General features: G+C 65.8%; 21 protein-coding genes. 5 read left to right on the top strand and 16 right to left on the bottom strand.

All coding sequences use genetic code 11. The features are described from left to right. Positions 1-17: 17 nt before the first annotated feature. The 5 genes from trmB to ACVCNR_RS13760 form a co-directional block, all read right to left on the bottom strand. Positions 18-743 (bottom strand): tRNA (guanine(46)-N(7))-methyltransferase TrmB, encoded by a 726-nt coding sequence (trmB, locus tag ACVCNR_RS13780; RefSeq protein WP_447075177.1) that lies wholly within the window; start codon positions 741-743, stop codon positions 18-20. Then, complete coding sequence (gene metK / locus ACVCNR_RS13775; RefSeq protein ID WP_354196487.1) at positions 740-2,005, bottom strand: methionine adenosyltransferase; 1,266 nt, start codon at positions 2,003-2,005, stop codon at positions 740-742. Before metK ends, trmB begins: the two co-directional genes overlap by 4 nt. 147 nt (positions 2,006-2,152) lie before the next feature. Next, the gene (locus ACVCNR_RS13770) at positions 2,153-2,575 is read right to left on the bottom strand and encodes a helix-turn-helix domain-containing protein (protein ID WP_354196485.1); all 423 of its coding nucleotides are present in this window, start codon (positions 2,573-2,575) and stop codon (positions 2,153-2,155) included. Positions 2,576-2,713: 138 nt separating this feature from the next. Then, the gene (gene lnt / locus ACVCNR_RS13765) at positions 2,714-4,306 is read right to left on the bottom strand and encodes an apolipoprotein N-acyltransferase (protein WP_447075176.1); all 1,593 of its coding nucleotides are present in this window, start codon (positions 4,304-4,306) and stop codon (positions 2,714-2,716) included. Between the two features lie 69 nt (positions 4,307-4,375). Then, on the bottom strand, positions 4,376-5,170 hold the full coding sequence (locus ACVCNR_RS13760) for a helix-turn-helix domain-containing protein (RefSeq protein WP_447075175.1): 795 nt from the start codon (positions 5,168-5,170) through the stop codon (positions 4,376-4,378). Positions 5,171-5,277: 107 nt separating this feature from the next. Between ACVCNR_RS13760 and ACVCNR_RS13755 the strand changes: the two genes are divergently transcribed. Beyond that, positions 5,278-5,643 carry a nuclear transport factor 2 family protein gene (locus tag ACVCNR_RS13755; RefSeq protein ID WP_354196479.1) on the top strand — a complete coding sequence of 122 codons (366 nt, stop codon included), beginning with the start codon at positions 5,278-5,280 and terminating at the stop codon, positions 5,641-5,643. 57 nt (positions 5,644-5,700) lie between these two features. Here the strand turns inward: ACVCNR_RS13755 and ACVCNR_RS13750 are convergent, their stop codons facing one another. The 11 genes from ACVCNR_RS13750 to ACVCNR_RS13700 form a co-directional block, all read right to left on the bottom strand. After that, the gene (locus ACVCNR_RS13750) at positions 5,701-6,774 is read right to left on the bottom strand and encodes a hemolysin family protein (protein ID WP_354196477.1); all 1,074 of its coding nucleotides are present in this window, start codon (positions 6,772-6,774) and stop codon (positions 5,701-5,703) included. Positions 6,775-6,801: 27 nt separating this feature from the next. Beyond that, the gene (ybeY, locus tag ACVCNR_RS13745; protein ID WP_447075174.1) at positions 6,802-7,311 is read right to left on the bottom strand and encodes an rRNA maturation RNase YbeY; all 510 of its coding nucleotides are present in this window, start codon (positions 7,309-7,311) and stop codon (positions 6,802-6,804) included. Between the two features lie 11 nt (positions 7,312-7,322). Then, a complete protein-coding gene (locus ACVCNR_RS13740; RefSeq protein ID WP_354196473.1) occupies positions 7,323-8,309 on the bottom strand; it encodes a PhoH family protein in 987 nt (328 codons plus the stop codon). Positions 8,310-8,428: 119 nt separating this feature from the next. Further along, positions 8,429-9,805, bottom strand: coding sequence for a tRNA (N6-isopentenyl adenosine(37)-C2)-methylthiotransferase MiaB (miaB, locus tag ACVCNR_RS13735; RefSeq protein ID WP_447075173.1), 1,377 nt, complete (start codon positions 9,803-9,805; stop codon positions 8,429-8,431). A 33-nt stretch (positions 9,806-9,838) separates the two neighbouring features. Further along, positions 9,839-10,672 (bottom strand): lyso-ornithine lipid O-acyltransferase, encoded by an 834-nt coding sequence (olsA, locus tag ACVCNR_RS13730; protein WP_354196469.1) that lies wholly within the window; start codon positions 10,670-10,672, stop codon positions 9,839-9,841. 15 nt (positions 10,673-10,687) lie between these two features. Continuing rightward, positions 10,688-11,182, bottom strand: coding sequence for a GNAT family N-acetyltransferase (locus tag ACVCNR_RS13725; RefSeq protein ID WP_447075172.1), 495 nt, complete (start codon positions 11,180-11,182; stop codon positions 10,688-10,690). A gap of 29 nt (positions 11,183-11,211) precedes the next feature. Next, the gene (gene tsaB, locus ACVCNR_RS13720; protein WP_447075702.1) at positions 11,212-11,877 is read right to left on the bottom strand and encodes a tRNA (adenosine(37)-N6)-threonylcarbamoyltransferase complex dimerization subunit type 1 TsaB; all 666 of its coding nucleotides are present in this window, start codon (positions 11,875-11,877) and stop codon (positions 11,212-11,214) included. Positions 11,878-11,991: 114 nt separating this feature from the next. Beyond that, positions 11,992-14,151: a malate synthase G gene (locus ACVCNR_RS13715; protein ID WP_447075171.1), complete on the bottom strand. Its 2,160-nt coding sequence runs from the start codon at positions 14,149-14,151 to the stop codon at positions 11,992-11,994. Positions 14,152-14,322: 171 nt separating this feature from the next. Next, positions 14,323-14,763, bottom strand: coding sequence for a D-aminoacyl-tRNA deacylase (gene dtd / locus ACVCNR_RS13710; RefSeq protein WP_354196463.1), 441 nt, complete (start codon positions 14,761-14,763; stop codon positions 14,323-14,325). Between the two features lie 8 nt (positions 14,764-14,771). Then, on the bottom strand, positions 14,772-16,583 hold the full coding sequence (gene lepA, locus ACVCNR_RS13705) for a translation elongation factor 4 (RefSeq protein ID WP_447075170.1): 1,812 nt from the start codon (positions 16,581-16,583) through the stop codon (positions 14,772-14,774). 81 nt (positions 16,584-16,664) lie between these two features. After that, the gene (locus tag ACVCNR_RS13700; RefSeq protein WP_447075169.1) at positions 16,665-16,934 is read right to left on the bottom strand and encodes a PepSY domain-containing protein; all 270 of its coding nucleotides are present in this window, start codon (positions 16,932-16,934) and stop codon (positions 16,665-16,667) included. A 177-nt stretch (positions 16,935-17,111) separates the two neighbouring features. Here ACVCNR_RS13700 and ACVCNR_RS13695 point away from each other — a divergent pair, with 177 nt between their 5' ends. From ACVCNR_RS13695 to relB, 4 genes are all read left to right on the top strand, one after another. After that, a complete protein-coding gene (locus ACVCNR_RS13695) occupies positions 17,112-18,038 on the top strand; it encodes an ABC transporter ATP-binding protein (RefSeq protein WP_447075168.1) in 927 nt (308 codons plus the stop codon). Next, positions 18,035-18,796, top strand: coding sequence for an ABC transporter permease (locus ACVCNR_RS13690; protein WP_354196455.1), 762 nt, complete (start codon positions 18,035-18,037; stop codon positions 18,794-18,796). The genes ACVCNR_RS13695 and ACVCNR_RS13690 overlap by 4 nt, the downstream gene beginning before the upstream one ends. 109 nt (positions 18,797-18,905) lie before the next feature. Next, the gene (locus ACVCNR_RS13685) at positions 18,906-19,637 is read left to right on the top strand and encodes a phosphatase PAP2 family protein (protein ID WP_354196453.1); all 732 of its coding nucleotides are present in this window, start codon (positions 18,906-18,908) and stop codon (positions 19,635-19,637) included. Between the two features lie 59 nt (positions 19,638-19,696). Next, positions 19,697-19,942 (top strand): type II toxin-antitoxin system RelB family anti-toxin, encoded by a 246-nt coding sequence (gene relB, locus ACVCNR_RS13680; protein ID WP_354196451.1) that lies wholly within the window; start codon positions 19,697-19,699, stop codon positions 19,940-19,942. The last annotated feature ends 14 nt before the right edge of the window (positions 19,943-19,956 follow it).

Genomic DNA, 19,956 nt, shown 5'->3' with positions numbered 1-19,956 from the left:
TGTGAAACAGGAAGGATTCAGGAACGCAGGAAGGTCAGATAGGCAGGCGGGCGGCCTTCGCGCAGCGCCTTGGCCTCATAGCGCGTGCCCGGCCAACCCTCATAGGGCGTGTGCCAGTCGGCGGCCTCGTGCGCCTGCCATTCGAAGGCGGGGTGGGCCCGGCAGTGCAGAAGGGTCCAGTTGACGTAGGTGTCGATGTCCGAGGCGAAGCGGAAGCGGCCGCCGGGCTTCAGCGCCCGGGCGAAACGGTCGAGATTGGCCGCATTGACGAAGCGGCGCTTCCAATGCCGCTTCTTCGGCCACGGATCGGGATAGAGCAGGTCGATGCCGTCGAGCGACGCCGCGGGCAGCCAGTCGAGCAGCAGCGTCGCGTCGTCGTGGAACAGCCTGATGTTGGCGAGCGGCTGGCGCTCCAGCGCCGCCGCCATCTTGGCCATGCCGTTGACGAAGGGCTCGACGCCGATGAAGCCGGTGCCCGGACGGGTGGTCGTCTCATGCAGCAGATGCTCGCCGCCGCCGAAGCCGATCTCCAGCCGCACGCCCTCCACCGGCGAGGAAAAGAGCCGGCGCAGATCGTCCGGCGCCGGGCTCGACAGGTCGAGCCCGTAGCGCCCCAGCCCCGAGGCCAGCGCCGCCGACTGGCCGGAGCGCAGCGCCTTGCCGCGGCGGCGGCCGAAGAAGGCTTCGCTGGCGCGGCTGGGTCTTTCGTCTTCGCGGGACACGGCTTCGGGCACCTCGCTCAACCGGCGACGGCTTCCTTGAGCGCCTTCACCAGATCGGTCTTTTCCCACGAGAACGAACCGTCACGGCCGGCCTTGCGGCCGAAGTGGCCGTAGGCGGACGTCCGGGCGTAGATCGGCTTGTTGAGGTCGAGATGGCGGCGGATGCCGCTCGGCGACAGGTCCATAACCTTGCGCAGGGCCTCTTCCAGAACCGATTCCTCGACCTTGCCGGTGCCGTGCAAGTCCACATAGACGGACAGCGGCTGGGCGACGCCGATGGCATAGGAAAGCTGGATGGTGCAGCGGTCGGCCAGCTTCGCGGCCACCACGTTCTTGGCAAGGTAGCGCGCCGCATAGGCCGCCGAACGGTCCACCTTGGTGGTGTCCTTGCCGGAGAAGGCGCCACCGCCATGGGGGGCAGCGCCGCCATAGGTGTCGACGATGATCTTGCGGCCGGTGAGGCCCGCGTCGCCGTCCGGGCCGCCGATGACGAACTTGCCGGTCGGATTGATGTACCAGTTGCAGTCCTCGGCGATCTTGAGGTCGCCCAGCGCCTCGCGAATGTAGGGCTCGACGACCTTGCGGACCTTCTTGGAATCCCAGCTTCCGTCGAGATGCTGGGTCGAAAGCACGATCTGGGTCGCTTCGGCGGCCTTGCCGTCCTCGTAACGGACCGTGACCTGGCTCTTGGCGTCGGGGCCGAGCTTGCCGACATCACCTTCGCCCTTGTGGCGGGCGGCGGCCAGAAGCTCCAGAATCTTGTGGCTGTAGTAGATCGGCGCCGGCATCAGGTCCGGCGTCTCGCGGCAGGCGTAGCCGAACATGATGCCCTGGTCGCCCGCGCCTTCCTCGCCCTGACGATCGGCGGCGTTGTCGACGCCCTGGCCGATGTCCGGCGACTGGCCGTGCAGCAGCACGTCGATCTTCGCCGTCTTCCAGTGGAAGCCGTCCTGCTCGTAGCCGATCGCCTTGATCGCCTTGCGCGCGGCGGCGCGGATCTTCGAGGGGTTGATGACGGCATGGCCGGAGGCATCCTTGAGGATGTTGCCGTCCTTGTCCTTCTTCAGCAGCGTGTCCGGCACGCGCACCTCGCCCGCGATCACGACGCGGTTGGTGGTGGCCAGCGTCTCGCAGGCCACGCGCACCTTCCAGGGATCCATGCCGCTTTTCTTCGCCTCCCGGTAAACGAGGTCGACGATTTCATCGGATATGCGGTCGCAGACCTTGTCGGGGTGGCCCTCGGACACGGATTCCGAGGTGAAGAGGTAATTCAGACGGCTCACGGGATGTCCCCTCTAGAAATACCGCAGCGGCGGCTGCGGCGTTGCGTCGATATGGCGCGCAACGTGTTAGCGGGGTGGTGCGCGAGTCGTCAAGCTGTCGGGAGACCGGCGGGAAAGGACTTTCTCCCAAGCCGTCAACAGGAGCATTTATTGGTCGAGATCGTCGGCCGAAAGGGATTTCACCAGATCGACGATCCGCCGACGCACCTTGGGGTCGGTGATCTTCACGAAGGCACGGTTGAGCTGGATGCCTTCCTGGCTGGAGCAGAACTCCATCACCGAGGTCATGGAGCTGTCCTCGGAAAGCCCGCCGCCCGGTCCGGCATCCTGGGTGGGCGCGTTCTCGAAAAAGAAAGCCGGCGGCACTTCCAATATGGAGGCGATGGCCTGCAGCCGGCTGGCGCCGACGCGGTTGGTGCCCTTTTCATATTTCTGGATTTGCTGGAAGGTTATGCCCAGGCTCTCGCCCAGCCTCTCCTGGCTCATGCCCAGCATGTTGCGTCGCATGCGTATGCGTCCGCCGACATGGGCATCTATCGGATTAGGCTTCTTTTTGTTCTGTTCCGCCATTCGTCCCTCGCCGAATTCCTCCGGCTTTTCTGTTATCATATGCCTTATCGCATCGACCTGCACGAGGCGCGAATGGATGCTCCAGCCTCATCCCAAATAGGCAATCTCATACAATATGAAGTTCTAATATACGGGCTGTCAATTCGATCGTAGGCTCCGCCTTACATTCACAACAAGTGTGGCAGCGACAAGAAGCAGCACTACGATTATGCCATTTATGCGACGCTGCTCATAATTTATGGTTTCCGCATGGTAAACGGGGATGCGGGCGTCTATCGCGCCGAGCGTATCGATGGCCAGCGCTTCGACCACCATCCCCCGCTGCTCGACGATGCCGGAGATGCCGGTATTGGCCGCGCGCAGCAAAGGTAAGCCGTTTTCAACGGCGCGTATCTGCGCCTGCCGGAAGTGCTGATACGGCCCCGGCGTGTCTCCGAACCATGCGTCGTTGGTGACATTGACCATGATTTGCGCCGCCTCGGCGTCATGCGCCACCAGTTCCGGGAAAATGACCTCGTAGCAGATGAAGGGCACGGCCCGGGCGCCGCCTGGCAGGCTGATGTCCTTGCGCTGGCTGCCGGCGTCGAAATTCATCGGGCCGGCGACGAGCTGCTCGATGCCGATGGCGGCGAACAGATCGGCGAAGGGGATGTACTCGCCGAACGGCACCAGATGAACCTTGTCGACCGCATCGACGATCTCGCCGCGGTCGTCGATCGCCACCACCGAATTGTAGTAGCGGGTGCGCGTTCCCGGCCCCGAGGCCGCTTCCTCGCGCACGATGCCGGCCAGCAGGAGCTGGCCTTCCTGCAACATCTCGCCGATCGCCGTCAGCGCTTCGGGCCGATCCGTGAACAGGAACGGCACGGAGGTCTCCGGCCAGATGATCAGTTGCGGGCGCTCCTGCCCTTGCGCCGGCGGGCGCGAGGACAGTTCGATCAGCGAGGCGAAGATGCGGTCGCGCACCTGAGCGTCCCATTTTTCGCTGAGATCGACATTCGGCTGCACGATACGCACCGACAGATGATCCCGCGCCTCCGGCACCGGCTTGGTAAGCCGATAATAACCGAAGCCGGCATGGGCGATCAGCAGACCGGCAAACAGGGCGACACCGATCCGCCGCCCGGATTGATCCACCAGCAGCGCCGGCAAGGCGAAGACGAACACGGCAAGGGCGTTCATGCCGTCCATGCCGATCGCCGAAACGCTCTGCATGAGCATCGTCACCGGCATCGCGGCATAGCCGATGGCATTCCATGGAAAGCCGGTGAAGAGGAAGCCGCGCAGCCATTCGGCGATGGCAAAGCCGACGGCAAGGGCCGCGATGCGGCCGATGCCGCCGCCCCACATCGAGCGGGCGATGGCTGTCGCCAGCCCGTAGAAAAACGCCAGGCCCAGCGGAATGCCGACCACGGCGAAGGGCAATGCCCAGGCAAAGCTCTCCGCCTCGACCAGCAGCGCCAGCCCGATCCACCACAGGCCGCCGAGGAAATAGCCGAAGCCGAACCACCAGCCGACCGCGAAGGCAGGCTTCAGGCGCCCGAGCCGGCTTGCGGCGCGGTCACCGGTGGTGCCGTCGAGAAGCCAGACCAGCACGGGGAAGGAGATGAAGCAGGCCGCCGAAAAATCATAGGGCGCCTGCCCCAGCACGGCCAGCATTCCGGCAAGGAAGGCGACCAACGCCCGCCGCCACCCCCAAAGCAGCACTATCCGGCCGGCAAGGCGTTGCATGAGACCTACCGATCAACACGAATCACCGGCAAAACCTAGCAGGCGGGAGTCCGCGCGCCAAACGCCCATTCACCCGGCATTTGCCGCACCGCGAAGGAAATAGGCCCGCGTGTCCGCATCGGCGGGGTAGAAGCATTCGAGGGTGATCTCGGCGAGCGTGACATCCGTCGCCGTCCCGAAAACGGTGGTGGTCGACAGCAACGACAGGACCGTGCCGGCCGCGCGCAATCTCAACGGCACGGCGACGGGATTAACCGGCGCGGGCGGCTTCGTGCCGGCGCGGAACGGCAGCGCGGCCAGTTCCGCGTGCAGCGCCGCAAGCCTGGCATCGCCGCTGCTTTCCGTCTGCATGCGAAGCCGCTCGAGCAAATGGTGGCGCCACTCGGCCAGATTGTCGATGCGCGGCGCGAGGCCCTGAGGATGGAGGCTCAGCCGCAACACGTTCACCGGCGGAGCAAGCAGCGCGGGCGAGACGCCATCGAGCAGCGCCATGACCGCGTCATTGGCCGCGACGAGGTTCCAATGTGCATCGACGGCCAGCGCGGGGAACGGCGCATGCCCGGCCAGCACCGCATCGAGCACCGCCCTTGCCTCGCCCATGGCGGGCTCGTCCAGGGACCGCTCTCCATAGGCGGGCGCAAAACCGCCGGCGAGCAGCAGACGGTTGCGGGCCCGCAACGGCATGTCGAGCTGTTCCGACAAGCGCACCAGCATGTCACGGCTGGCCCCTGCCCTGCCGCTCTCGACGAAGCTCAGGTGGCGCGTCGACACGCCGGCCTCACCGGCCAGTTCGAGCTGGCTGTAGCGGCGGCGGCGCCGCCATTCGCGCAAGAGGTCGCCGACTGTTTCCGTGGTGGTGCTCATGACGCCGACTGTAGCACCGGGCTTCTTTGCGGACATTACCTTGGAGGTAATCGATCCGGTGCAGCAGCGCCGGCATGGTTGGGCGGTCAACAACAAGGAGAACGACCATGACCCAGCCCACGCCCCTTGCCGTCGCCGAAGCCTATCTGGCCGTGTGGAACGAAGCCGACGACGCGCGGCGTCAGGAGGCCATCACCGGTGGCTGGGCCTCCGATGCCCGCTATGTCGATCCGATGATGAACGGCGACGGGCACGGCGGCATCGGCACGATGATTGCCGGAGCGCGCGCGCACTTTCCGGGGCACAGCTTTGCCCTGAGAGGGACACCGGACGGCCATGGGCCGTGGGTCCGCTTTTCCTGGGACCTGGCGCCGGAAGGCGGGGAACCGGTTGCCGGCGGAACCGACATGGTGAAGCTGGACGGCACCGGCCGCATCGAAAGCGTCGTCGGCTTTCTGGATTTCGCGCCCTGAGATGTTGAGGCAAAGGGGGCCGGCCCTGCTGCCGGTCCTCTTGCCGATCGGGGCCGATCAGGCCTGCTCGGCCCTGACCGCGCGCTTGCGCCGGTCTGCCTTGGGGAGTTGCACGATGCGCACGCGCTTGACGCGGCGCGGATCGGCATCCAGCACATGGAACTCGAAGCCGGGTATGGCCTGCACCACCTCGCCGCGCGCCGGCACGCGGCCCAGCGTGTTGAAGATCATGCCGCCGATGGTGTCGACCGATTCGCCGTGCTCGCCGGGTGCGAAATCCTCCCCGATCATGGCCTGCACATCCTCGATCTCGGCCTTGCCGTCGACGATAAACACGCCGTCGCCGGCCTTCGTGATCAACGGATCCTCGTCATCGTGCTCGTCCTCGATGTCACCGACGACCATCTCGACGATGTCCTCCAGCGAGGCGAGACCGTCGGTGCCGCCATATTCGTCGATGACCAGCGCCATCTGGGTGCGCGCCGCCTGCATGCGGCCCATCAGGTCCGACGCCAGCATGGAAGGCGGCACGAACAGGACCGGGCGCATGAGGTTGAGTTCGCCGATGGTGCGCGAGAGATCGACCTGCGACAGGTCGAGCTGGGCGCCGAGCGGCTGCTTGCGAGTGGTGCGGCGCTTCTTGCCGCGGGCGCCGCGCGTGATGTGCCCCAAAACGTCGCGGATATGGATCATGCCGCGCGGATCGTCCAGCGTCTCGGCATAGACGGGCATGCGCGAATGGCCGGACTGCTCGAACATGGTCATCAGATCGGCCAGCGTGGTGCCGATCTCCGCCGCCTCGATGTCGGCGCGCGGCACCATCACGTCCTCGACGCGCACCTCGCGCAAGCGCAGGATGTTGTTGAGCATCGCCCGTTCGCCGGGCGAGAAGGCTTCCGCGTCGACACCGGTCTCGGCCAGGGCGTCGGCGATTTCCTCGCGCAGATTGGTGCCGTTGCGCGGCTTGAACAGCGAGATCAGCTTCTGGACAAGGCCAGGTCCGGCAGGGGCGGCTTCCGCCGGCTGGCTGCCGGTCGCGATACTCGGACTCGGGTCCTCGTCGGAATTCTCGGGAATGTCCCGAGAGCTGCCTGCCTCATCGTGCGGGGCAGTATTTGGCGTTTCGTTCATCGTCGTCCGGTCAGGTTTTCAACGTAATTACGCATAGGGATCGGGAATGGCAAGCCTTGCCAGCGCCCTGCGCTCAACTGCCTCCATGTCCTCCGCCTCTTCCTCGGTCTCGTGATCGTACCCCAGAAGATGCAGAAATCCATGGACCAGCAGATGACTGATATGGTTGTCGAGCGGCTTGTTTTCCAGTTCCGCCTCGCGCGCGACGGTCTCCGCAGCCAGCACGATATCGCCCAGCATGGGTGGCTGGAAGCCTTCCTCCGCCTCGAAAGCGGGAAAGGAGAGGACATTGGTGGGCCTGTCCTTGCCACGCCATTCGGCATTCAGGTCGCGGATGCGGGCATCGTCGCAGAAGACGACGCTCAATTCGCTGCGCCCCGTCCACCGCAGCTGCAACTCGGCCAGAACCGCGCCGACGGCCCGCTCCACCAGATGCAGGAGATCGCTCTGCGGCGGCCAGTCGCCGGCCTCGACCAGAAGGTCTATATCCACCGGAAGCGGCGCCGATGCCGCCAGGTCGCGATTGTCTTCATGCATGGCGGCGCTCGTCAGCCTTCCAGCCCGCGCGCGACCTTGCCGTCGCGGTCATAGGCCCTGACGATCTCGGCCACCAGCGGATGGCGCACCACATCGACATCGTTGAAGCGCACGGTGACGACACCCGGCACGCCGTCCAGCACGCGCAGCGCCTCGACCAGCCCGGACTTCGTGTTCGGCGGCAGGTCGATCTGGGTCGGGTCGCCGGTAACGATCATGCGCGAATTTTCCCCGAGACGCGTGAGGAACATCTTCATCTGCATGGAGGTCGTGTTCTGCGCCTCGTCGAGAATGACGGCGGCGTGGGAGAGCGTGCGGCCGCGCATGAAGGCCAGCGGCGCGATCTCGATGACGCCGGCGGTGATCGCCCGTTCCACCTTGTCGCCCGGCATCATGTCGTAGAGCGCGTCATAGAGCGGCCGCAGATAGGGATCGACCTTCTCCTTCATGTCGCCCGGCAGGAAGCCCAGCCGCTCGCCGGCCTCGACCGCCGGCCGCGACAGGATGATCCGCTCGACCATGCCGCGTTCCAGCAGCATGGCGGCGTGCGCCACCGCCAGATAGGTCTTGCCGGTGCCGGCCGGGCCGACGCCGAACACCAGCTCGGAGCGCTCCAGCGCCCGCATATAGGCGTCCTGGTTCAGCGAGCGGGCATAGATGGTCTTCTTGCGCGTGGAAATCTGCGCGGCCGACATCTTGCCCTTGCGCTCCATGGTCGGCAGGATGAGCTGGTCGTCGGCGGCGATGGCCATGCGCACCGCGCCATCGACATCGGACTGGCTGATTTCGGAACCCTTCTGGAGGATGTCGTAGAGGCTGTCGAGCGCGCGGCGCGCCTGCTCGGCGGCGACGGCGGAACCGCGGATGGTGAGCTGGTTGCCGCGCGAGCGAATATCGACGCCCAGCTTCTGCTCCAGCCGCGCCAGATTCTCGTCGAACTGGCCGTAGAGCGAGCCGGCAAGCTTGTTGTTGTCGAAGGTGAGCACGATGTGGGCCATGTCCGAGGCTCCGGATGGAACGCTGGAGGAGGGTCCATCGGGGCTCGTATTCGTCAGGTCGGCTGCGCTCAACCGTCTCTCCAAATCTGCCGGGGCCAGATCGTCCGGTTCATCCGCGATCAGGCCGGTTCGGCGAACAGGCTGTTGTGGCCAGTCTTCGTGATTCGCACATCAATAATGTCACCGATTTCGGCGACCTTTTCATCAACAATCACCGGCTGGAGCCAGGGCGAGCGGCCCACCTTCTGCCCAGGCTGACGGCCCGGCTTCTCGATCAGCGTCGACATGGTACGCCCGATCATGGAAGCGGTGAAGGCCTGCTGCTGCTCGCCGAGCAGCGCCTGCAGCCGCTGCAGCCGTTCGTCCTTGACCGGTTCCTCGACATGACCGTCCATCTCGGCCCCCGGCGTGCCGGGGCGCGGGGAATATTTGAATGAGAAGGCCGAGGCGTAGGAAACCTCGCGCACGATCCTCATCGTGTCCTCGAAATCGGCCTCCGTCTCGCCCGGGAAGCCGACGATGAAATCGCCCGACATGGCGATGTCGGCGCGGGCCGAGCGAATACGCTCGAGCAGGCGCAGATAATCCGCGGCGGTGTGGCGGCGGTTCATCGCCTTCAGGATGCGGTCGGACCCGGACTGCACCGGCAGATGCAGATAGGGCATCAGCGCGCCGAGGTCGCGATGGGCGGCAATCAGCTCGTCGTCCATGTCGCGCGGATGGCTGGTGGTGTAGCGCAGCCGCGCAAGGCCGGGAATTTCCGCCAGCCGGAACAGCAGGCGGCCGAGCCCCCATTCGGAACCGTCCGGCCCCTCGCCGTGCCAGGCATTGACGTTCTGGCCAAGCAGGGTGACCTCGCGCACGCCGGCCTCGGCCAGCCGCTCGGCCTCGGCCACGATCTGGGCGACCGGGCGCGAGACTTCCGAACCGCGCGTGTAGGGTACCACGCAGAAGGTGCAGAACTTGTCGCAGCCTTCCTGCACGGTGAGGAAGGCGGTGACGCCGCGCCGGGCCACTTCCGCGCGGCGCGGCTGCGGCAGGTGGGCGAACTTGTCCTCGATGGCGTATTCGGTCTCCACGACCTTCTCGCCGTTGCGCACCTTGGCCAGCACGTCCGGCAGCCGGTGATAGGTCTGCGGGCCGACGACCAGATCCACGGCCGGAGCGCGGCGGATGATCTCGCTGCCCTCGGCCTGCGCCACGCAGCCGGTGACGCCGATCACCAGATCGCCGCCATTGCCCTGCCGCTCGGCCTTCATGTCGCGGATGCGGCCAAGCTCGGAATAGACCTTCTCGGCCGCCTTCTCGCGGATATGGCAGGTGTTGAGCAGCACCAGATCGGCGTCCTCGATCGCCTCGGTCGCCACATAGCCGTCGGCGGCCAGCGCATCGGTCATGCGCTGCGAATCGTAGACGTTCATCTGGCAGCCATAGGTCTTGACGAAGACCTTCTTCGGCGTGCCCTTTTCGGTCGGAAGGGTTGGCGTCTGTTCCATCGGCGGGCTTCTACCAGCAAAAGCCGGGCGAATCTATGCTTTTGGCCCAGTTTGAGGCGGCTTGGGACGCGGCGCAGGCAGCGGCTCGCGCAGCGCCGCGGCAAACATCTCCCGCACCCGTTCCTCCACCAGCCGGGCCGCCTGCTTGCGGTTGTCGCCGGCGGCGAAGACGACCGGTTCGCCGAACCGCACCTCGACGTCCATGGCGCCGGTGCCGAGCAGGGTTTTGGCATGGGGCGCAAGGTCCTGATCGCCGATCCAGCTTGCCAGCGCCCGGAAGCGGCGGCCGAGCGGCATGCCGTGCAGCCGCGTATAGACGATCGCCACCGGTTGTATGGCCACCTCGCGTGCCGCGCCATCGGCAATCGCCATGGTGGCCGCGCCGAACAGCGTGCTCTTGAACGGCAGCATCAGGTTGCCGTCGCCGGTCGTGCCCTCCGCGAAAAGTACCATGGCCTCGCCATTGACGAGCCGCCCGGCGATCTCGCCGGCCTGATCGCCGGATTTGCGCCGCCGCTCGCGGTCTATGTAGACGGTGCGCTGGAGGCTCGACAGGAAACCCACCAGCGGCCAGCCCTGCATGTCGGCCTTGGCGATGAAACGGACATCGGCGATGGCGCCGAGAACGGGAATGTCGGTCCAGGACACATGGTTGGCCGCGATCAGCAGCGGGCGCTGCGGCGCCAGCTTGCCGGTCACATGCACGCGCATGCCCAGCGCCCGAAGGATGACGCGGTGCCAGACCTTCAGCACCACCGTCTCGCGCCATAGCCCGGTCTTCATCGATATGAGCTGCAAAGGCACGAGGACCAGCGTTCCCGAAGCCGCCAGGGCCAGCGCCAGACCGATCCTCAGCTTCGCGATCATGCAGCCGGGCCGCCGTCAGCGCAGGTCGCGGCGCATGACCAGCGCGCCGGTCGGGCCGTTTTCGGTCGACTGGTAGTAATTGGGCCGCTTGCCGACCTCGCGGAAGCCAAGGCGCCGGTAAAGCGCGATCGCCGCCGGGTTGGCCTCGTCCACCTCCAGGAACAGCGCCTCGGCGCGCTGGGCGTGAAGCTCGCGCAGCACCGCATCCATGAGCTGCCAGCCGAGCCCGTGCCGGCGATGGGCGCGCGCCACGACGATGGTGAGGATTTCGGCCTCACCGGCGGCCAGCCGCGCCAGCACGAAGCCGACCGGCCCGCGTCCGCACCGTCCCACTTCACGGGCGGCAAAGCCGAACACCGTGTCCTGCCCCAGAAGCGAGGCGAATTCCTCATCGGCCCACGGACGGCTGAAGCCCTCCGCGTGCAGCGTGGCGGCAATGGCGCTGTCGTCCACCGACAGCGGCTGCAACGCATATTCGCGGCGCAGGGATGAAAGGAAAGGTATGCGCATGCGAATTTCTCCTCCCCGCGCAGCAGCCGTCACGAACCCGTTCGCGGCAAGACGAAGCCGGCCTGCGGCTTGGCGTCCGCATCGCGCAGATAGACGGGCCGGGGCCTTTCGCCCGCCCCCTTTCCCGCAGCGAGCCTTGCATAGACGGCGATGTCGGCGGTCGCCTTCACCGGGCCGATCTCGGCCGATCCGCCCCACGCCTCCGCCACGGTGCCGGCGAGCACGGCATCCGCTTGCCTTGCCAGCCGGGCCGCTTCCTCCAGGCTCGTCGCGGCCGGGCCGAACAGCGGCTTGAGGTCCTTGTCGTAGAGCCCCGCATGGATTTCGCCGCGCCCGCCGTCGAGAGCCGCCAGCACCGCGCGGCCGGGGAAGCCGTCCGCCGCTTCCGCCGCCAGCGCTTCCAGCGTCGTCACCCCGATCGCCGGGATTTTCAGGGCAAGCGCCAGGCCGCGCGCCGTCGACACGCCGACCCTCACCCCGGTGAAGGAGCCGGGGCCGACCGAAACGGCGATGGCATCGAGCCCGGCAAAGGTTTTTCCGGCCTTGCCGAGCGCGGCGTCGATGACGGCCATCAGATGCTCGGCATGGCCCTTGCCGAGATCGCGCACCTCGCGGCCAAGCTCGATGCCCCCGCCCGCATCATAGACGCAGGCGGCACACAGGCTGGCGGAACAATCCAGGGCAAGCACGATCATGGTGCGCATGGGCTAGCGCATGTGCGGGCGCATCACAAGGCGGCGCGCATGCAAACGCGCCGCAAGTATCGGCGCGGCCACCGGCCGGGACGATGCCGGCCGGTGGCCTAGAGATCACGAAGCGAGCTTCGCCTTGAGTTCGAGCCGGCGCTGGTGGAGCAGCGGCTCGGTGTAGCCGCTCGGCTGCTCGCGCCCCTTGAAGACCAGGTCGCAGGCGGCCTGGAAGGCGATCGAGGCGTCGAAATCCGGGGCCATCGGCCGGTAGAGCGGATCGCCGGCATTCTGGCGGTCGACCACGGCGGCCATGCGCTTCATCGTTTCCATCACCTGCTCCTCGCTGCACACGCCATGGTGCAGCCAGTTGGCGATGTGCTGGGAGGAGATGCGCAGCGTGGCGCGGTCCTCCATCAGGCCGACATCGTTGATGTCCGGCACCTTGGAGCAGCCGACGCCCTGGTCGACCCAGCGCACCACATAGCCGAGGATGCCCTGCGCGTTGTTGTCCAGCTCGAGCTGGATGTCCTGCGGCGTCCAGTTGGGGCGCACCGCCACCGGCACGGTCAGAAGATCGTCCAGCTTCGCCTTCGGGCGGTTGCGGATCGCGGCCTGAACGGCATGCACATTGACCTGATGGTAGTGGGTGGCGTGCAGCGTGGCCGCCGTGGGCGACGGCACCCAGGCGGTGTTGGCGCCGGCCTTGGGGTGGGCGATCTTCTGCTCCAGCATCGCCGCCATCATGTCGGGCATCGCCCACATGCCCTTGCCGATCTGGGCATGGCCGGACAGGCCGCATTCGAGGCCGGTGTCGACGTTCCAGGCCTCATAGGCCCCGATCCACGGCGCCTGCTTCATGTCGCCCTTGCGGATCATCGGGCCGGCTTCCATCGAGGTGTGGATCTCGTCGCCGGTGCGGTCGAGGAAGCCGGTGTTGATGAAGGCCACGCGCGCCGCGGCGGCACGGATGCATTCCTTGAGGTTGACGGTGGTGCGCCGCTCCTCGTCCATGATGCCCATCTTGATGGTATTGCGGGCCATGCCCAGCAGGTCTTCGACGCGGTCGAAAATCTCGACGGCGAAGGCGACCTCCTCCGGCCCGTGCATCTTGGGCTTGACCACATACATGGAGCCGGCGCGGCTGTTGGCGCGGCGGCCCTTCGGCCCGACATCGTTGAGGGCGATCAGCGCGGTGATCGCCGCGTCCATGATGCCCTCGGGAATTTCCGAACCGTCCTTGAGCAGGACCGCCGGGTTGGTCATCAGGTGGCCGACATTGCGCACCAGCATCAGCGAGCGGCCCGGCAGCACCAGCTCGCCGCCGTCAGGCGCGGTGTAGGCACGGTCGCCGTTCAGGCGGCGTGTGAAGGTGCGGCCGTCCTTGGAAATCTCCTCGGCAAGGTCGCCCTTCATCAGGCCCAGCCAGTTGCGGTAGACGACGACCTTGTCCTCGGCGTCCACGGCCGCGACCGAATCCTCGCAGTCCTGGATGGTGGTCAGCGCCGCTTCCAGCACGATGTCGGAAATGCCGGCCTTATCGGTCTTGCCGATCACGCTGTCGCGGTCGATGACGATCTCGACATGCAGGCCGTTCTTCCTGAGCAGAACGGCCGACGGCGCGGAGGCCTCGCCGCGATAGCCAGCGAACTGGGCCGGATCGGCAAGGCCGGTCTCACCGACGACGAGCTTGCCGTCCCGGACCGACAGCGCGCCCGCATCCGCCCAGGAGCCACCCTGCAACGGAGCGCTCTCGTCGAGGAAGTTGCGGCCCCAGGCGATGACCTTGCCGCCTCGCACCGGATTGTAGCCCTTGCCCTTCCCGGCACCGTCGGCCTCGGCGATCGCGTCGGTGCCGTAGAGCGCATCGTAGAGCGAGCCCCAGCGCGCATTGGCGGCATTGAGCGCATAGCGCGCATTCATCACCGGCACGACGAGCTGCGGACCGGCGACCTCGGCGATCTCGGGATCGACATTGGCGGTCGTCACCTCGAAGGCCGGGCCTTCCGGCACCAGATAGCCGATCTCGGCCAGGAATGCCTTGTAGCCGTCCAGATCGACCGGCGCGCCATTGTCGCGATACCACTGGTCGAGCCTGCCCTGCAATTCGGCCCGCCGATCGAGGAGCGCACGGTTGCGCGGCGCCAGATCGTGCGCGATCGCCGAAACGCCGGACCAGAAAGCCTGCGCATCGATGCCGCTGCCTGCCAGCGCCTCGTTTGCCACGAAGTCGTGCAGGACGCGCGCGATACGAAGACCGGCGATCTCAATGCGATCCGACATTCCCAAAACCTCCAATAAACTGTTTCCACCGGCGGTGCGGTATGTTTGGGGGCGGCTTTGGCATGAAAAAGCGCAAGGGGTCAATGATACGCTTGTATCAGACCGGCCCTTATCCTTGGGTCAAAAGGCCCGCATGCGGGCGACCCGCCATGCAGGCGCAGGCATCGATGCCTAACGCTCCGTGTCGAGCCAGATGGTCACCGGCCCGTCATTGACCAGCGCGACCTTCATGTCGGCGCCGAAAATGCCGTTGGCGACCGCTACCCCGTGGGCGGCCACAGCGGAAGAAAAATGCTCGTAGAGCCGCTTGCCCTCATCGGGCGCGGCGGCGGTGGAGAAACCGGGCCGGTTGCCTTTCGTCTCGGCGGCCAGCGTGAACTGGCTGACGACCAGCGCGCTCCCGCCGATGTCGAGCAGCGAACGGTTCATGCGCTCCTGCTCGTCGCGGAAGATGCGCAGGTTCACCACCTTGCGCGCCAGCCATTCCGATTGCGCTTCCGTATCGCCCTGCATGGCGCAGACAAGAACCAGCAGGCCCGCACCGATCTCGCCGACGATGTTGCCATCAACGGTGACGCCGGCCTCGCTCACGCGTTGGACGAGTGCGCGCATGGCCGCGATCAATCGCCCATCTTGAGGGCCTGGATGAAAGCTTCCTGCGGGATGTCGACCTTGCCGAACTGCCGCATGCGCTTCTTGCCTTCCTTCTGCTTTTCCAGAAGCTTGCGCTTGCGGGTGGCGTCGCCGCCATAGCACTTGGCGGTCACGTCCTTGCGCAGGGCCGAGATGGTCTCGCGCGCGATGATGCGGCCGCCGATGGCCGCCTGGATCGGAATCTTGAACATGTGCTGCGGAATGAGGTCCTTCAGCTTCTCGCACATGGCGCGGCCGCGCTTTTCCGCCGCCGAGCGGTGGACCAGCATGGACAGCGCATCGACCGGCTCGTCATTGACGAGGATCAACATCTTGACCAGGTCGCCCTCGCGATAGTCTGTCAGGTGGTAGTCGAAGGAGGCGTAGCCCTTGGAGATTGACTTCAGGCGGTCGTAGAAGTCGAACACCACCTCGTTGAGCGGCAGGTCGTAGACCAGCATGGCGCGCTTGCCGACATAGGACAGGTCGGCCTGGATGCCGCGCCGGTCCTGGCACAGCTTGAGGATGGCGCCCAGATAATCGTCGGGCGTGAGAATGGTCGCCCTGATCCACGGCTCCTCGATGTGGGCGATCTTGACCACGTCGGGCATGTCGGCGGGGTTGTGAAGCTCCTTCACCTCGCCATTGTTCATCACCATGCGGTAGACGACGCTCGGCGCCGTGGCGATCAGGTCGAGGTCGAATTCGCGCTCCAGCCGCTCCTGGATGATCTCCAGATGCAGGAGGCCGAGGAAGCCGCAGCGGAAGCCGAAGCCGAGCGCGGCCGAGGTTTCCATCTCGTAAGAGAAGGAGGCGTCGTTGAGGCGCAGCTTGCCGACGGCGGCGCGCAGATCCTCGAAATCGGCGGCATCGACCGGGAACAGGCCGCAGAACACCACCGGCTGAGCGGGTTTGAAGCCAGGAAGCGCCTCGGCGGTCGGGCGGCGGTCCTCGGTTATGGTGTCGCCGACGCGCGTGTCGGCCACTTCCTTGATCGAGGCGGTGATGAAGCCGAACTCGCCGGGGCCGATCGCATCGGCCTGCACCATCTTGGGCGTGAAGAAGCCGGCGCGCTCGACGGGGTATCTGGCGCCGGTGCCCATCATGCGGATGGTCTGGCCCTTCTTGAGCACGCCGTCGATGACGCGCACCAGGACGATGACGCCGAGATAGGCGTCGTACCAGCTATCGACCAGCATGGCCTTCAGCGGCTTCGAGGCATCGCCCTCGCGCGGCGGCGGAAGCTGGTGGACGATGGCTTCCAGAACGTCCTCGATGCCGATGCCGGTCTTGGCCGAGATCATCACCGCCTGCGAGGCGTCGAGGCCGATGACCTCCTCCACCTGCTCCTTGATGCGCTCGGGCTCGGCGGCGGGCAGGTCGATCTTGTTCAAGACCACGACGATCTCGTGATTGTTGTCGATGGCCTGGTAGACATTGGCGAGCGTCTGGGCTTCGACGCCCTGCGAGGCATCGACCACCAGAAGCGAGCCCTCGCAGGCGGAAAGGCTGCGCGAAACCTCATAGGCGAAGTCGACGTGGCCAGGCGTGTCGATGAGGTTGAGGATGTAGTCCTCGCCGTTCTTGGCCCGATAGTTCAGGCGCACGGTCTGCGCCTTGATGGTGATGCCGCGCTCCTTCTCGATATCCATATTATCGAGAACCTGCTCCTTGCCGGCCATTTCGCGCGCGTCCATGCCGCCCGTCAGCTGGATCAGGCGATCGGCGAGCGTGGACTTGCCATGGTCGATATGGGCGACGATGGAGAAGTTGCGGATGTGGTCGAGGGGTGTGCTCATGGGCGCGGCCTTTATCAGGCGGGCCGCACCTCGGCAAGCAGGAGCGCGCGGCTCCCGATCGCATACGGCATCGGCTTGCGTCTATTTCGGCTCGCCGGTAACCGAGTCGAAGCGGATTTCGACCTTGGCCTTGTCGGTGGTGTAATAGGTCACCTCATAGGCCCCGTCGTCCCATTCGATGTCGTCGATATAGCGGAAACCCTCGCGCTGCTCGACCTTGGCGACGATCTCCGACAGCTTCATCGCATTCTGCGGCGGTGCCCGGTCGGGCGTCTGGGCGTAGGCGGGCGCAAGGCCGACACCGGCCATGAGCGCGGCGGCAAGCAGTGTCGGGACAATCTTCCTGGTCATTCGGTCAGCCTCCATTTCGCTTCCGATCGTGTCCCCAACTAAGTGTGCACAGCCAGGCGAAAGGCAAGCCCCGGTTTCGCCTCCTGTCGGGAAATGTCAGCAGGCGCATTGACTTTGCCGGCATCGCACCGACATTCGGGCCCTGCGAAAAATACATTCCAGCCCGAAGCGATCTTCATGCAGCCAGCCATTTCGATTTCCGGCGTCTCGAAAACCTATGCCAGCGGTTTCAGCGCACTCAAGGACATCAATCTCGACATCAGGCACGGCGAGATCTTCGCCCTGCTCGGCCCCAACGGCGCCGGCAAGACGACGCTGATCTCGATCGTGTGCGGCATCGTCAACCGCTCTTCCGGCACGGTGATGGTGGATGGCCACGACATCGGCCGCGACTACCGCGCGGCGCGCGCCCTCATCGGGCTGGTGCCGCAGGAGCTGACCGTCGAATCCTTCGAGACCGTGTGGGCCGCCCTCAGCTACAGCCGGGGCCTGTTCGGCAAGGCCCCCAACCCCGCGCTGATAGAGCAGATCCTGAAAGACCTTTCGCTGTGGGATAAGCGCGACGCCAAGATCATCACGCTTTCCGGGGGCATGAAGCGGCGGGTGATGATCGGCAAGGCGCTGGCGCACGAGCCGAAGATCCTGTTCCTCGACGAACCGACCGCGGGCGTCGACGTGGAACTGCGGCAGGACATGTGGGCGATGGTGCGCAGGCTGCGCGAAAGCGGCGTCACCATCATCCTCACCACACACTACATAGAGGAGGCCGAGGAGATGGCCGACCGCGTCGGCGTCATCAACCGCGGCGAGATCGTGCTGGTGGAGGACAAGGACGAGCTGATGCGCAAGCTCGGCCGCAAGCAGTTGCGGATGGAGCTGCGCAAGAAGCTGGACACCGTGCCGCCGTCGCTGGCCGGCTATGGGCTCGAACTGTCACCGGATGGCGACACGCTCACCTATACCTACGACCACCAGAGCGACCGGCCGGGAGTCGCCTCGCTGCTGCGCGATCTGGAGGCTGCCGACATCGCCTTCCGCGATCTCGACACGGAAAACAGCTCGCTGGAAGAAATCTTCGTCAATCTGGTCAGGAAGGCGTCATGAACCGTCACGCGATCTGGGCCATCTACCGCGTCGAGATGGCCCGCACCCTGCGCACGCTGCTGCAAAGCGTGGTGTCGCCGGTCATCTCGACCTCGCTCTATTTCGTCGTCTTCGGCGCCGCCATCGGCTCGCGCATCGACCAGATCGACGGGGTCAGCTACGGCGCCTTCATCGTGCCGGGCCTCATCATGCTGTCGCTGCTCACCCAGTCGATCTCCAACGCCTCCTTCGGTATCTATTTCCCGAAATTCGTCGGCACGATCTACGAGCTCCTGTCGGCCCCCGTCTCCTATCTGGAGATCGTCATCGCCTATGTGGGCGCGGCGGCCACCAAGTCGGCGGCCATCGGCCTGATCATCCTGGCCACCTCGGCGCTGTTCGTGCCGCTGCATATCGAGCACCCGTTCTGGATGCTCGCCTTCCTGATCCTGACGGCGGTGACATTCTCGCTGTTCGGCTTCATCATCGGCATCTGGGCCGGCACGTTCGAGCAGTTGCAGCTCGTGCCGCTGCTGATCGTCACGCCGCTCACCTTCCTCGGCGGCTCCTTCTATTCGATCGACATGCTACCCGGCATCTGGCGCACCATCACCCTGTTCAACCCGGTGGTCTATCTCGTCAGCGGCTTCCGCTGGGCCTTCTTCGGCAGGGCCGACGTGTCGCTCGGCCTCAGCCTCGGCATGACGCTGGTGTTCCTGTTCGCCTGCATGGGCATCGTCGCCTGGATATTCCGCACCGGTTATCGGCTGAGGACATAGCCGCCGATCTTCGTCCCGGCGCTTGACCGCAGGCCCCAAGATCGGGACAAACCGGCATGTCGATGCGCAGACAAAAAGAAGATGGGCGCAGACAAGGAAGAAGGTCCGGATGAAGCCGATCACCACCCTCATCGGCCGTATCGAACTGCCCCTGCTGCTGGCCGGCGTCATCGTCGCCGGCGGGCTGTGGGGCTTCCTCGAACTGACCGAGATCGCCACCGACCGGGCGCCGCATGCGCTGGACAGCGAAATCCTGCTGTTCTTCCGGGTGGAGGGCCAGCCGGGCGTGCCGATCGGGCCCGAATGGCTGCCCAAGGTGGTGCGCGACATCACCGCGCTCGGCAGCGCCGCCGTGCTTACCCTGATCACCGCGGCCACCGCGCTCTACCTGTTCGTCGCCCGGCGCCCGGCAACGGCCCTGTTCGTCATCGCCGCCGTGGTCAGCGGCCAGATCCTGTCCAGCCTGCTCAAGGCCGGCATCGACCGGCCGCGGCCGGAACTGGTGCCGCATCTGATGCAGGAAACCTCGCTTTCCTTCCCCAGCGGCCACGCCATGATCTCGGCGCTGGTCTATCTGACGCTCGGAGCGCTGGCGAGCGGCATCACCCCCCGGCGCGCCACGAAGATCTACATCCTGTCGCTGGCGGTGTTCATCGCGCTGCTGGTGGGCGTGTCGCGCCTCTATCTCGGCGTCCACTGGCCCTCGGACGTGATGGCGGGCTGGTGCGCCGGCTTTGCCTGGGCAATGGTCTGGTGGATGGCCGCCCGGCTGATGCCACGCAACGGCGAGGCTGAAAATGGCGCGGATGATCAATCCTCAAACATCCATAATGATGTTTGACACATCACTATGAACGTATCATATATGCATATTGCAGATCCAGACGGGAGACTGTGCCGGTGATCACAGCAGCGCAGATGCGCGCCGCGCGGGCACTCGCCGGCATCGACCAGAAGACGCTCGCCGAACGGGCCGGCGTCTCGCTGCCGACCATCCAGCGGATGGAGGCCAGCGAAGGCGTGGTGCGCGGCGTGGTGGACACGCTGATGAAGGTCATCCAGGCGCTCGATGAGGCCGGGGTGGAACTGATCGGTGAGAACCAGTCCAGCGAGCGCGGTGGAAGAGGCGTGCGCCTCAAGCTGTAGCGGCGGGCGCGGCG

It is taken from the genome of Aquamicrobium terrae, from assembly GCF_052978165.1.
Note: the sequence above shows the minus strand (reverse complement) of the source record. Positions and strands in the feature narration are given on the sequence as shown.

Excerpts from the sequence above, each read along its gene's own strand:
- ACVCNR_RS13770 (WP_354196485.1), bottom strand. The coding sequence starts at position 2,575 with ATGGCGGAACAGAACAAAAAGAAGCCTAATCCGATAGATGCCCATGTC.
- lnt (WP_447075176.1), bottom strand. The coding sequence starts at position 4,306 with ATGCAACGCCTTGCCGGCCGGATAGTGCTGCTTTGGGGGTGGCGGCGG.
- ACVCNR_RS13760 (WP_447075175.1), bottom strand. The coding sequence starts at position 5,170 with ATGAGCACCACCACGGAAACAGTCGGCGACCTCTTGCGCGAATGGCGG.
- ACVCNR_RS13755 (WP_354196479.1), top strand. The coding sequence starts at position 5,278 with ATGACCCAGCCCACGCCCCTTGCCGTCGCCGAAGCCTATCTGGCCGTG.
- ACVCNR_RS13750 (WP_354196477.1), bottom strand. The coding sequence starts at position 6,774 with ATGAACGAAACGCCAAATACTGCCCCGCACGATGAGGCAGGCAGCTCT.
- ybeY (WP_447075174.1), bottom strand. The coding sequence starts at position 7,311 with ATGCATGAAGACAATCGCGACCTGGCGGCATCGGCGCCGCTTCCGGTG.
- ACVCNR_RS13740 (WP_354196473.1), bottom strand. The coding sequence starts at position 8,309 with ATGGCCCACATCGTGCTCACCTTCGACAACAACAAGCTTGCCGGCTCG.
- miaB (WP_447075173.1), bottom strand. The coding sequence starts at position 9,805 with ATGGAACAGACGCCAACCCTTCCGACCGAAAAGGGCACGCCGAAGAAG.
- olsA (WP_354196469.1), bottom strand. The coding sequence starts at position 10,672 with ATGATCGCGAAGCTGAGGATCGGTCTGGCGCTGGCCCTGGCGGCTTCG.
- ACVCNR_RS13725 (WP_447075172.1), bottom strand. The coding sequence starts at position 11,182 with ATGCGCATACCTTTCCTTTCATCCCTGCGCCGCGAATATGCGTTGCAG.
- tsaB (WP_447075702.1), bottom strand. The coding sequence starts at position 11,877 with ATGATCGTGCTTGCCCTGGATTGTTCCGCCAGCCTGTGTGCCGCCTGC.
- ACVCNR_RS13715 (WP_447075171.1), bottom strand. The coding sequence starts at position 14,151 with ATGTCGGATCGCATTGAGATCGCCGGTCTTCGTATCGCGCGCGTCCTG.
- dtd (WP_354196463.1), bottom strand. The coding sequence starts at position 14,763 with ATGCGCGCACTCGTCCAACGCGTGAGCGAGGCCGGCGTCACCGTTGAT.
- lepA (WP_447075170.1), bottom strand. The coding sequence starts at position 16,583 with ATGAGCACACCCCTCGACCACATCCGCAACTTCTCCATCGTCGCCCAT.
- ACVCNR_RS13700 (WP_447075169.1), bottom strand. The coding sequence starts at position 16,934 with ATGACCAGGAAGATTGTCCCGACACTGCTTGCCGCCGCGCTCATGGCC.
- ACVCNR_RS13695 (WP_447075168.1), top strand. The coding sequence starts at position 17,112 with ATGCAGCCAGCCATTTCGATTTCCGGCGTCTCGAAAACCTATGCCAGC.
- ACVCNR_RS13690 (WP_354196455.1), top strand. The coding sequence starts at position 18,035 with ATGAACCGTCACGCGATCTGGGCCATCTACCGCGTCGAGATGGCCCGC.
- ACVCNR_RS13685 (WP_354196453.1), top strand. The coding sequence starts at position 18,906 with ATGAAGCCGATCACCACCCTCATCGGCCGTATCGAACTGCCCCTGCTG.